The sequence below is a fragment of the Cloacibacillus evryensis DSM 19522 genome, assembly GCF_000585335.1.
GTDB classification, from domain to species: domain Bacteria; phylum Synergistota; class Synergistia; order Synergistales; family Synergistaceae; genus Cloacibacillus; species Cloacibacillus evryensis.
On sequence record NZ_KK073872.1, the window covers coordinates 3,336,131 to 3,347,984 of the forward strand.

Sequence of the window (11,854 nt, forward strand, 5' to 3'; positions counted from 1 at the left end):
TCGCCTTACGCGAGGCAGCGCGCGACGGTGATATAGTGGCAGACGGAACCGCCGATCACGAAGAGATGAAATAGCTCGTGCGAGCCGAACCACGAGAGCTTGAAACGCGGCCGTTCGAGCCCGAAGATTATAGCGCCCGCCGTGTAGAGCGCGCCGCCGGCGATCAGCCACAGCGTCGCCGAAAGCGGCAGCGCGCGTACCAGCGGCACGATGAAGAAGGCCGCGATCCATCCCATCGCCACATAAACCGAACAGGAGAGCCAGACTGGCGCTCCCATCCAGAAAATCTTCATCAAAAGCCCGGCCAGCGCCACTCCCCAAACGAGCGCCAGCATGATATATCCCACCGGATAGCCGAGCATTATCACACATATCGGTGTGTATGTGCCCGCGATGAGCAGGAAGATCGCCATGTGGTCGAGCCGCTGCATAAAGGCCGCGGCCCGGGCCCGAACGGCGCAGCACCAGTGATAGAGCGAGCTTGTGGAATAGAGCAGCACCATGCTGACGCCGAAAACAAGCACAGAGGCAAACGCGCCCGCGCTCTTCTCGCCAAAAGCGTCATAGGCCAGCTTTATCGTTCCCGCAAGGGCGAGCAGCGCTCCCGCTAGGTGTGTGAGAGAACTCGTTACCTCTCTTTTATCCTTATTCATTCCGGCGAATGCCTCCTTTAGAGCCTTGTAGGGATATTATACCGCGAATAAGAAAAGTATAATAAAACCCCTTTATATTTAATCAATAAAGATCAATAAAATTTTTCTCATTTTTATATAATCAAGTCGCCAATCCCGCCTAAAGAAATAAACCATAAGATGATAGAATAAAATAAAACATCCTTAAAGTATGCTTAATATAAAATGTCGGCGATAATAAAAAGCGGCACCCCGCAATAAATCGGAGTGCCGATGGGCATATTAAATTCATGTTCGTAACGGGATTTTATTGGCTGCGATAATTTTGCAGCTTCTTTAGGATCTCCACATCCGCCGGGCAGAAAGCATAAAGAGGTATATCCTCTCTTCTTATCCAGCGGATGTCGTTGTGTTCGAGCATTTGCGGAACGCCCTCCGCGATCTTCGCGTTGAAAAGGGTCAGGCGCACGGTGATATCGGGATAGCGGTGCTCGACCTCCATGAACACGCCGCCGACGGATATCGTGACGCCCAGCTCCTCGCGGCATTCGCGTATCAGCGCCGCCTCCTTTGTCTCACCAGGCTCGACCTTGCCGCCGGCAAATTCCCACAGCAGCCCGCGCGCCTTTTCCTTCGGCCTCTGGCAGATCATGAATTTATCGTCGTCCCAAACCAGCGCCGCCACTACTTCCGTCATGTTTGTCCCGCTCCTTTATGCTTTCGGTTCTCCGTCCATTATAATATCATTGAATAGAGCGCCGCTTTGGACGCGGATGTGATTTAATATATGGTATGAAGCGAGGAGGATAAGAACGATGCCGAATATAATCGCCGTGATATGGGATTTTGATAAGACGCTGGTCGACGGCTATATGCAGGATCCGATATTTGAAGAATACGGTGTCGACGCCGCCGATTTCTGGCGCGAGGCCAACGCGCTTCCCGGGATGTACTTGAAGACGCAGGGCGTCAAGGTCAACCCCGATACTATCTATCTGAACCATTTTATCCACCGCACGCGCGAGGGGCTCTTTCCTGGGCTCAATAATAAAAAACTTCGTGAATTCGGCGCTTCGCTGAAATTTTATCCCGGCGTGCCGGAGATTTTCAGCGTTATCAACGAACTCCTCACAAACGAGCGCAAATACGGCGATTACGACATCAAAGTAGAACAGTATATCGTGAGCACGGGGATGGCCGAAGTGATAAAAGGCTCCTCGATAATGCCCTATGTCGAGAATATCTGGGGCTGCGAGCTGATCGAAGAAACCGGCGCCGACGGTGTGCCGGTGATCGCCGAGGTCGGCTATACGATAGACAACACCACCAAGACCCGCGCGCTCTTTGAGATAAACAAAGGCGTATGGAACTCCGGCGGCCTGATCGAGGTCAATACCAACATCCCCGAGGATCGGCGCCGCGTCAGCTTCAAAAACATGATCTACATCGCCGACGGCCCCAGCGACGTTCCGGCCTTCTCCGTCGTCAACAAGAACGGCGGCGCGACCTTCGCCATCTATCCGCGCGGCAATATGAAAGCCTTCGCCCAGGCCGAGCAGCTGCGCAAAGACGGCCGCATCAACATGTTCGCGGAGGCCGACTATCGAAAAGACACCACCGCCTATATGTGGATAACCGCGAAGATACGCGAGATGGCCGACCGTATTTACGGCGAGGAAAAACAAAAGATAATAAAAAACATCTCCGAACTCCCGCGGCATCTGGCGTAGAAAGCCGTACTTCTATAGGAAACAGCGGTATCAGGGCAAAAAAAGCGACAGGGGTTGGTTCTTGGTGAACAGAGTGATCTTAGCTGAAATAATAGAAGCGTATAAGGCAAATTTTACACAAATCGATAAGGACGAACGATATAAGTGGGAAGCTGTCGCGAATTTCCAGAATAATTGGGACCCCGACGCTTCGGATTTCGCCATTATGCTTGGTAAGTCACTTGCAAAGTCTCAGAACCTTTTGTCAGCCGCGGGTTATTTTGCAAAAAGGATGATAACGGCGTTTGCGGAGAAATATCCGGACGAGGTAAAAGCGTCGTTTGCCGACCTCTTTGACGAAACGAGGCCGATATTGGAAAGAGTGCGAGATTTCAAAAGCTCAATAGAAGATATCTTTGTGCAATACGCTGTGGAGGAACCATCCAGGAAAAACCATTATCAGGATCTGCACGCGATCAGCGTATATCTTTCATTCGCGTATCCAGACAAATATTATATTTACAAAAGAGGGCTCTTTACCGAATTTGCCAAAAGGACGGATTTCATAAATGTTCCCAAGCGGGGAAGAGATGAAAACCTGCCCAGCTATTTTGAAATGTGCGATGAGATTCTGGCTTTTATTGCCGGGGACGAAGATTTGCGGGAGCTAAGCCGCTCCCGCCTTGACGATAAATGTTATGCCGATAAAAATTACCACATATTGGCCGCGGATATCGTATATTTTGGATGCAGCTGCACGCTGAATCCGCACACATGGTGGCCCGCCGAGAGCGAATACAGTCCAGGCATATCAAAGGAGGAATGGCTTCGCCTATTGGAAGACAAGACGGTCTTCACGCCGGACGCCTTTGCCGTCATGAAGCGCATGAAAGATATGGGCGGAATGGCGACCTGTACGGAACTGAGCAAAAAGTATGGAAGAAAGACCAATTTTTACAATAGTATCTCCGCTAGCCTCGCTAAGCGGGTGGCGAAGGCTACAAATTGTCCCGTGCTGGAAAGAGACAACTGGGGGTCCAAATGGTGGCCGATTCTTTTCGTCGGGCAGTATGCAAAGAAAGAAACCGACGGAAGCTATATATGGAAGCTTCGCCGCGAGCTGTCTGAAGCGCTGGACCTTGTCGACCTGAGCGATATCCCCCTTTTTGCCGCTGACGAACGAACCTTAAAACATCAATATTGGTGGCTCACCGCCAACCCCCGGATTTGGAGCTTTAGCCAGATCCGTGTCGGTGAGGAACAGAGCTACACGATACGTAATGAAAACGGCAACAAACGGAGGATCTTCCAAAATTTCCTCGACGCGAGAGCCGGGGATATCGTCATCGGTTATGAATCCACTCCTGTAAAGCAGATAACGGCCCTTTGTAAAATTTCAAGAGAGAGCGACGGTCAGACCATCCTTCTTGAAAAGACGGAGAGCCTGATTTCTCCTGTGGATTACTCTGCGCTGAAAAACATCGAAGAATTACAGGAATCGGAGTACTTTGTCAATCCGCAGGGAAGCCTGTTCAAGCTTACGGAGCGGGAATATAACATCATAATGGACGAGGTCAGAGACGCGAATCCGCTGGCCGGAGACGAAGAGCCTCCCGTATATGGCAAAGATGATTTCATTGACGAGGTATATATGGACGAAGCCCAATACGACTCTTTGGTCATGTTGCTGAAACGAAAAAAGAACATTATTTTGCAGGGACCTCCGGGGGTGGGCAAGACCTTTGCCGCAAAGCGCCTCGCCTATTCGATTCTGGGGAAAAAAGATGATCGGAAGGTTGAATTTATACAGTTCCACCAGAATTATTCGTATGAAGATTTCATGATGGGGTACAAGCCGCAGGGCGAGAACTTTGAGCTTAAGTACGGCGTATTCTATAAATTCTGCCAGCGAGCCGAAAATAACCCCGACGATAAATTCTTCTTTATTATCGACGAAATCAACAGAGGCAACATGAGCAAAATTTTCGGGGAGCTCCTGATGCTCATAGAAGACGGATACAGGGGGAAAAAGATAATCCTGGCGTACAGCGGCATGCCGTTCGCCGTGCCGGAGAATTTATATATTATCGGGATGATGAATACGGCTGACAGAAGCCTTGCGCTGATCGATTATGCCCTGCGCCGCCGGTTTAGCTTTTTTGCCTTTTCTCCCGCGTTCGAGAGCGAAGGATTCAAAAAATATCAAAAAAGACTCGGCAGCGATGTTTTTGATGAATTGATAGGAAAGATAAAAAAATTAAATAAAGCGATTACGGAAGATCCCGTTCTTGGGGAGGGTTTTCAGATCGGCCACAGCTATTTCTGTGAGCTGTCTTGTCCCGAAGAGAGAATCGCCGAAATAATAGAATATGATATCTTGCCGACCATATCGGAATACTGGTTCGATGATATAGAGAAAATCGAAAATTGGAGAAAAGAATTGCACGGTATTCTTGATGGTTGATAACAAGGGAATAATTATCAGGAATATATACTATATGCTTGCCTATGCATATAAGAACCTGCGGCAGAGAAACTATACTGATATTGCCGCCGAGGGCTTTGAGAACATACAAGACCTGTTCGCCGCGATCCTTGCCGAGGGGATATCATCCCAATTGAAATGCGGCCTCACCTTAGACTATGTCAAGTATACGGAAGAGCTCACGGCGCTGCGGGGAAAGCTGGATGTCGTCGGAAGCTGCCGTCTCAAAAAGAGGCGGGCGGGCAAGTTGTTATGCGAGTATGACGAGCTTTCAGAGAATAATCTTATGAATCAGATACTCAAGACAACGGGATCTCTCCTTATGCGGTCAAAAGAGGTGACATTGAAAAATAGGGCTGCTTTGAAAAGGGTGATGCAGCCCTTTTCCGATATTGATATGTTGAAAATAGCTGAAATTCAATGGGAAAGGCTGCGTTACCATAGAAACAATCAAACTTACCGTATGCTGATGAATATGTGCCATTTGTTGTTGAACAACCTGCTCATGTCTGACGACAAGGGCGAGATACGGTTTGCGGAATTTATTGACACACAGGCGATGCCGCGTTTGTACGAAAAGTTTATCATGGAATACTACAAAAGACATTTTCCCGAACTTCACGCGCATGCGTCGCAGATATCATGGAATACGGATGACGGATACATTGATTTTTTACCAACGATGCAGACGGACGTTTCTCTCTATTACGGCGGTAAATGTCTGATCATCGACGCAAAATATTATGGGAACACTATGCAGCAGGCGAGAGGTTTTGACGCCAGGACCCACCATTCCAACAATCTTTACCAAATCTTCTCCTATGTGAAAAATAAAGATATATCACATAATGGCAGCGTCATGGGCATGATCTTATATGCAAAAGTCGATAAAGAAACGGTCCAGAGGCATGAGTACAATATAGATGGGAACAGGATAATGATTCGTACTCTGGATTTATCCGGCGAGTTTTTTGCGATTCAGCGTCAATTGAATGAGATAGCAGCTTTGCTTAAGCCGTAGTTCTTCACAAAAATATTTTATATGCACCGAAAAAAGCCTTGAAATGTGATATATTCATCCATGTGCCGCTTTCTTTGGCAGCGGGCGGTTTGAATCATATGGATGCGGCGTGCGGCGGCCTCGTCTTGGAGGTAATTAATTTTATGACTTTAAACAACTATTGGCGCGGGGCCGGGCTGGCGCTCTTTGCGGCGGCCTGCTGGGGGCTTATCAGCCCGATCGCGAAGGTGCTGTCGGCGGCGGGGATGGACCTGATGTCCGTAATGGTCTTCCGTTCGCTCTTCACGATGACCTCCGTGGGCGTCGGACTTCTTGTGATGGGAAAGTTCGACGTCTTCCGCGTCGACCGCGAAACGCTGCGTTTCTACCTTATCTCCGGCATTCTCTCCGTCGCCTTTTCCGGCGGCGGTTTTCTCACGTCGCTCGAATACCTCACCGTCGCCGAGGCTCTTGTCATACACTATACCTTCCCGCTCGCGGCGATCATCGGCTCGCTCTTCATCACACGCGAGAGGCCGACCCTTCTGCAGACGGCCGCGGGGCTTCTGATCGTCGCTGGCGTCTATATCGGCATGGGCGGAAGCGTCGAGGCGATGAAGACGATCTCGCTGCCGGGCCTTCTCTGGGGCCTGCTCGCCGTATTCGGCATGGCGGGACAGGCGCTCGCCGCGCGCCGCTTCTCGCTCTCACATAAGATGAACGAATTCGGCCTGCTGTTCTATTCAAACGTGTTCGGGGTCGTGCTGCTGTTTCTCTTTAAAACCTTTTACTACGGCTGGGACGACCTCTGCTGTCTCACCGTGCCGCTGTTCTCGATCATGACCCTGCAGGCTATAACCGGCAGCCTGCTTGCCTACGGATCGTTCTTTGCGGCGCTGAAATATATCCCCGCGGCGGTGGCGAGCCTGCTCTGTACGCTCGAAATAGTCGTCGCCGTCGGCTTGACGGCGCTATTCGTCGATCAGATCCCTTCGGCCCACGAAATCGCCGGCTGCCTGCTGATACTGGTCGCGATAGTCTGCACCTCGATGCCGCCGCGGAAACGGAGTTAATGTGCATTGTGATATTGATGGCTGCCATTTGCATTGCACTTGAGATCTATGCGATCGCGCAGAAGCAAGCGAAGCCGAATAGGATGAATGAGATGTATAAAAATACATAATTATCAGAGGTGGCTCCGACATAGGCAAAATAAAATCCTATCCATAATAGAACAAAAGATATTTTCAAAAAGTTTTTTCTAGTTATTTTCATTAGCTATTACCTCCATTTTCTGGTGTCATGCAAGAAACCATACAATTAGTCCGACGAAAATAAGATTTAACATGCAATACCTGATGGTTTTTGATAGAATTAGACTTTCTTTACCAGTCATACCTACATTAGCGGCTCCCATCATAATTGTAGATGGAGCCATCGCTACTCCAAGCGAACCGCCTACTGATTGGGCTGCAGCCATTAAAACAGCGTTCTTTCCAAGTAATATCGCTGTTTCATACTGAAGCGCTCCGAACATGATGTTTGAGTTGGTATTACTTCCCGTAATGAATGTGCCTAAATTACCGATAAAAGGTGATGCCAATGGATAATAGTTTCCAAATGCAGAGGCCACACCTTTAGCAATTAAATTAGTCATACCAGAGTCACTCATTACTAACGCCATCATCACCATTGTTGAAATACCAACACTTGTGGGGATACATTTTTGTGTTGTCTTAATGATTGCATATTTGAAAAGTTCATGAGGATTCATAGACGTTACATAACGTGAATATACAAAGTACCCTAGAAATGCGGATAAAAATAGGATTGGTGCAGGATGCGAGAAAAATTTTATCTTGGAGTATCCTATCGTGCCTTCTACAATATAACCAAGTGCGGTCTGTGTTTGAGGATAGTCTAACCCCCAATAATAACCTGATAGACATGTTTTTACGACAGGGATTTGTGTGACGACGGACATAAAAATTAAAGCAAGATATGGTGCTGATGCTATATAAAAAGACATATTTCCTTGAAAAAAACCTTTTGGTTGTATTTCTTTTTTAGTTTTTCTGTGTAAATATGCCCATATAGCAATTATTGCACACCCTCCAGCGGCAGCCATTAAAGACGCTAATTGTGGGGTCCCGATGAAGTTCATTAACCAAAGTAAGAGAGACATTGTTGTGGCCGCGCTGACAATTGGCAAAATGCTTTTCTTTAACCCTTTTTTACCCTCGTATATGTGGGCAACCTCAAGCCCTGTAGCTAGAATCGGAATAGCAAACGATAACGCCATACAAGGGCCAATAATCTCGCCTGGTATTTTGGTGACTAGCTGTATCGAATTATAAGAGGAGCCCATTGATCCAAAAGAGATCGCCCAAGAATGGCCGATTAGGCAAGTTGCGACGGCAGTAAGCGGCTCAAACCCTATCGCCACCATGATCGGAGCGACTATAGCGACCGGGACTCCAAAACCGGCAAGTCCTTGCAGCAACGAGGTGAAACACCATGCTAATAATAGACATTGGATTAATCTGTCATTTGAAATATTGCGGATGGTTTGGCCGATGACATTTATTGCCCCGGCCTTATCTGCAATATTAAATAAAAAAATTGCACCCCAAATTATAAGCAAGACATATAATGATAAGCTCAACCCTTTGCAGTTTGCAAAAGCAACAAGTCGAACATCAGCACCGAAAAAACAGTAGGCAGTAATAACCGCGATAAGAAGGGCTATTGAGCCAACACGTGAAGTTTTCCATTTGAGCAAAAGGATTCCAACTAATAAAACTACCACAGGTGATATTGCTAATATCCAGTTTTCAATGCTTAATGGCATATATATTCATATCCTTTTTGTTGTTTTTGGGTGATATTAAAGGTAAATAAATATGATAACTAAATAGATTTTAGGATTTGAAAAATTAAAAAGCTCTCGTGCCATAGGCTCCAAAATGCTACAGCTCATATTTTTGTTATAATTCAGAATTTCTTTGGCACGAGAGCGTAATTGCAACTATGCTTTTACTATTTTTCCTCTGTAGCGTCTCGCTCTGAGAATGATGATGGCTAAAATACCTATAGTGCCTATAATGTCAGTATAAGTTTCCGGTACTATCAGCAGCATGGCACATATACAACATAACATCCTTTCGGCTATAGATAAGTTCCCCTTGTAATACCCAGTAACAACCATGCCCACTCCAACAATTCCAAGTAGTGTTGTTGAAAATGTTTGTATGATATTTCCATAATCCCCTATACCTAAAAGACCGGGGTTGTATACAAAAACGAATGGAATTAAGAAAAGAGTAAGAGCGAGGCGCATACCCTCAAGGCCTGTTTCCCATAGTCCTGTTTTGCATATACCGGCAGCGGTGTAGGAGGCAATAGCGACCGGCGGCGTAATGAGCGATATTATAGCAAAATAAAACATGAACATATGTCCAACTAATGGCTGTATATTTAGATTCTCCAAAGCTGGCCCCAACAGAATGGCGCTCATAATATATGCGGCGGTCGTTGGCATCCCCATACCCATTATTATTATCATCAACATTGCCAGCAGGAGGGCGAAGATAAGGCTTCCTGCGGATGCGGCGGCAATCAATGCACTGAACCTCAAACCCAATCCGGTGTAAACAATGACGCCGATCACTATTCCAGCAAGAGCACAGGGAAGCGCTAATCCTACGCAAGATGTGGTCGCTTCAACACCCATATCTATTATTTGCTTTATACTTAATCGGCTTTCTTTTCTGATTTGGCACAGAATGATTATTAATAGTGTAGATGCCAATGCTGCAAACATCAAAGATTTTCCGCTTGCTATGAAATATATCACTGAGAAAATTGGCAAAACCAAATAACAATATTTCTTTATCGATGCAACTAATTCAGCTTTATCGACATGAGGGTTTTTTATATTATGTTTGTCCGCTTCTAAATGAACGATCCACAAAAGTGAGATCACGTAAAGCAACGCTGGAAGAGACGCGCATTTTGCAATAGTGAGGTACGGTGTACCAATCATATCCGCCATCACGAAAGCGGTAGCTCCCATTACGGGAGGAATTAAAAGCCCACCTGTTCCACCAACTGCAAACAAAGCTGCGCTGAATTTAGGGGAGAACTTTGCTTCATTCATCATTGGAAGCATCAATGCGCCTACGGTTGCTGTATTACCCGGGCCGCTTCCGCTGATCATTCCGAAAAGCCCTGCGGAAATAACGGTTGCCTTTCCAGCTCCGCCCAACGAATTTCTGGTGAGGTATTTTGCACATGAGGCGAATAATGTTCCTGCAGGGGTTGCCGCGAGGAAGCCGCCAAAAATCATGAAGTAATAGACAGTGCTGACCGTTGTTGCTATGGGACTTGAAAAAATACCACCTGTTGTAAGAAATTGAACTTCAGTAAATACGTGAAGATCTATACCTGAATGAGTGAAAATGCTTGGGAGGTTAGCACCGAAAAAACCGTATACTAAAAATATTAGGCATACTACATTCATTGACCACCCAAGATATCTACGTCCCGTCTCGAAAATTAGGATTACATATAGGATGCATAGCGCAATGTCTAGTGAAAAAATTTCGTCCACATACGGAATCCTTGAACTTAGCCTAGTCGTGTTTAATGCTATGTAAAGTAATACTCCGATAGAAATAAAATAACCTGATGTATCGATTATAATGTTTATATACCTATTGGATGTTCCTGAAAAAGGTTTTGCAAGAAATGCGATTGCAAGGGAACATGATAACAGAATGGCCCTCATAAGCATTGCGTCCACTGGTTGGAATGCGCAATATAACTGTGCAGTAAGCCAAAATAACCCGGTGGCATATATCAAGTTTTTTCTAGTAAATGCCATGATGCCCAAACCTCTCCTTTTTTAATTTAAAAAGTTAATATATCTTTTGATATGGAAAATAAAAAGGGATGTTATTTACGCTGAGCCATTTATAACATCCCTTAAAGACAATATTTTTATTCTTTATTTAATCTGACTTATTTCCTTGAAATACATTACTGCTCCTGGATGAAGAGGAACACCGCCTAGAAATTCGGGAGATGCGGCTTTTTTGAGATCAAAATCATTAAATGATTTGTGACCTTTTGTCAGATCCTCTTTGTGTTCCATAATCGATTTTGTGATCTTATAAGCAGTCTCGTCATCCATACTGGAATGTACGATGAGCATAGTCGAAGCCATGACGGAAGGGATAGCTTGATCTTGATTTTTGAATACACCTGCTGGAAGTTTATCCGGGACTAGTCCATACTTTGTCTCCATAAGCTTCTGCTGTTCTGGGACTAATCCAAGGAATTTCATTTTCCCGGTCAATGCGATTTCGGAAACTACGGGATGACCTTTATTAACGAACAGAACAAAAGCATCGCAACGCCCATCCTTAAAAGCGTTTATGATATTTTCTGTATCCGTGAATTCAACAGAACCGCCCCATTTCTTTATATCATCATAACCAACTTCACCGCATTCTAGCAAACGCGATGTTAGCAATTCTGCACCAGAGCCCTTTGCCTGGGTATATAGACGAATTTTAGCGTTGGCTTTTAGCAATTCTTCCCATGTTTTATACGGAAGATCTCCTCTTACCATAACTCCCGCGTAATATCTGTCCATATTACCCAAAAGACATCTTATATTTTTGCTTTTTTGAAACCCTGAAATCCCTCTCATGGCTGCTGCACAGTCAACATTCAATGGCAACGCTAATTCCATCTTTTCATTTTTTTCTATAAGTTTGACATTTCCTACAGACCCCGCAAGCGGTACCGCTTCTGCCACAATACCCCCAGTATATTTTGTCACGATATCTGCAGCAGTCGCTCCCTGTACGTAATTAGAGGTACCAAGTCTATTAGAACCCACTCTAATGCGTTTTTCGGCAAAAGCTTGACTGCTAATTGTAATAAGAGCAAAGGTTAACATTGTTATGATACTAATAAGCTTACTCCATTTTTTCATTTATATGCCCTCCTCGGTCCAATA

9 protein-coding genes are annotated in these 11,854 nt (G+C 45.8%); 4 read left to right on the forward strand and 5 right to left on the reverse strand.

Annotation, left to right across the window (positions count from 1 at the left end):
• Positions 1 to 5: 5 nt before the first annotated feature.
• Both trhA and CLOEV_RS14890 read right to left on the reverse strand, forming a co-directional pair.
• Positions 6 to 653, reverse strand: coding sequence for a PAQR family membrane homeostasis protein TrhA (gene trhA / locus CLOEV_RS14885; RefSeq protein ID WP_008708727.1), 648 nt, complete (start codon positions 651 to 653; stop codon positions 6 to 8).
• Positions 654 to 939: 286 nt separating this feature from the next.
• The gene (locus CLOEV_RS14890; protein WP_034444748.1) at positions 940 to 1,329 is read right to left on the reverse strand and encodes a (deoxy)nucleoside triphosphate pyrophosphohydrolase; all 390 of its coding nucleotides are present in this window, start codon (positions 1,327 to 1,329) and stop codon (positions 940 to 942) included.
• A 118-nt stretch (positions 1,330 to 1,447) separates the two neighbouring features.
• On the opposite strand from CLOEV_RS14890, the gene CLOEV_RS14895 reads away from it, so the two are divergent.
• From CLOEV_RS14895 to CLOEV_RS14910, 4 genes are all read left to right on the forward strand, one after another.
• Positions 1,448 to 2,362: an HAD family hydrolase gene (locus tag CLOEV_RS14895; protein WP_034444751.1), complete on the forward strand. Its 915-nt coding sequence runs from the start codon at positions 1,448 to 1,450 to the stop codon at positions 2,360 to 2,362.
• 64 nt (positions 2,363 to 2,426) lie between these two features.
• A complete protein-coding gene (locus tag CLOEV_RS14900) occupies positions 2,427 to 4,805 on the forward strand; it encodes an AAA family ATPase (RefSeq protein WP_245591144.1) in 2,379 nt (792 codons plus the stop codon).
• A complete protein-coding gene (gene mcrC / locus CLOEV_RS14905) occupies positions 4,798 to 5,847 on the forward strand; it encodes a 5-methylcytosine-specific restriction endonuclease system specificity protein McrC (RefSeq protein WP_034444756.1) in 1,050 nt (349 codons plus the stop codon). Before CLOEV_RS14900 ends, mcrC begins: the two co-directional genes overlap by 8 nt.
• A 143-nt stretch (positions 5,848 to 5,990) precedes the next feature.
• Positions 5,991 to 6,899, forward strand: a complete 909-nt coding sequence (locus CLOEV_RS14910) for a DMT family transporter (protein ID WP_169732236.1) — start codon at positions 5,991 to 5,993, stop codon at positions 6,897 to 6,899.
• A 227-nt stretch (positions 6,900 to 7,126) separates the two neighbouring features.
• On the opposite strand, the gene CLOEV_RS14915 is transcribed toward CLOEV_RS14910, so the two are convergent.
• From CLOEV_RS14915 to CLOEV_RS14925, 3 genes are all read right to left on the reverse strand, one after another.
• Complete coding sequence (locus CLOEV_RS14915) at positions 7,127 to 8,677, reverse strand: L-lactate permease (protein ID WP_034444761.1); 1,551 nt, start codon at positions 8,675 to 8,677, stop codon at positions 7,127 to 7,129.
• Positions 8,678 to 8,854: 177 nt separating this feature from the next.
• Positions 8,855 to 10,711 (reverse strand): TRAP transporter permease, encoded by a 1,857-nt coding sequence (locus CLOEV_RS14920; RefSeq protein WP_034444764.1) that lies wholly within the window; start codon positions 10,709 to 10,711, stop codon positions 8,855 to 8,857.
• A 123-nt stretch (positions 10,712 to 10,834) separates the two neighbouring features.
• On the reverse strand, positions 10,835 to 11,830 hold the full coding sequence (locus tag CLOEV_RS14925) for a TAXI family TRAP transporter solute-binding subunit (protein ID WP_034444766.1): 996 nt from the start codon (positions 11,828 to 11,830) through the stop codon (positions 10,835 to 10,837).
• Positions 11,831 to 11,854: the final 24 nt, after the last annotated feature.